Source organism: Streptomyces sp. AP-93 (assembly GCF_022808175.1).
Classification (GTDB): Bacteria; Actinomycetota; Actinomycetes; order Streptomycetales; family Streptomycetaceae; genus Streptomyces.
In genome coordinates, this window is the sequence record NZ_JALGBX010000085.1 from 1 (window position 1) to 533 (window position 533).

Sequence of the window (533 nt, forward strand, 5' to 3'; positions counted from 1 at the left end):
GCGCTGCCGCGGATGACGGCGAGGATGTGGTGGCCGTTGCGTTGGGCGTCGGAGAGGCGTTCGAGTACGAGCACGCCCACGCCTTCGGACCAGCCGGTGCCGTCGGCGGACGCCGCGAAGGACTTGCACCGCCCGTCCGGGGACAGCCCCTTCTGCCGACTGAACTCCACGAAGGTGCCCGGCGAGGACATGACCGTCGCCCCGCCCGCCAGGGCGAGCGAGATCTCACCCTGCCGAAGCGCCTGCACCGCCATGTGGAGGGTGACGAGGGAGGAGGAGCATGCGGTGTCGACGGTGACCGCAGGACCTTCGAGTCCGAAGGTGTAGGAGACCCGGCCCGACAGCACACTGCCCGCGCCACCGGTCAGCCGGTGGCCGTCCGCGCCCTCGACGGGCTCGAAGAGGTAGGGGCCGTAGTCGTGGTACATGATGCCCGCATAGACGCCCGTCTTGCTGCCGTGCAGGGTGGTGGGGTCGATGCCGGCTCGTTCGAAGGCCTCCCAGGAGGCCTCCAGCAGCAGCCGCTGCTGGGG

Annotated in this window: 1 protein-coding gene; it reads right to left on the bottom strand. The window is 70.5% G+C overall.

Annotated elements, in window-relative coordinates; all coding sequences use genetic code 11:
• Positions 1-533, bottom strand: a 533-nt coding sequence (locus MTF69_RS42700) for a polyketide synthase (protein WP_243342219.1), incomplete at both ends; no start/stop codon positions are given.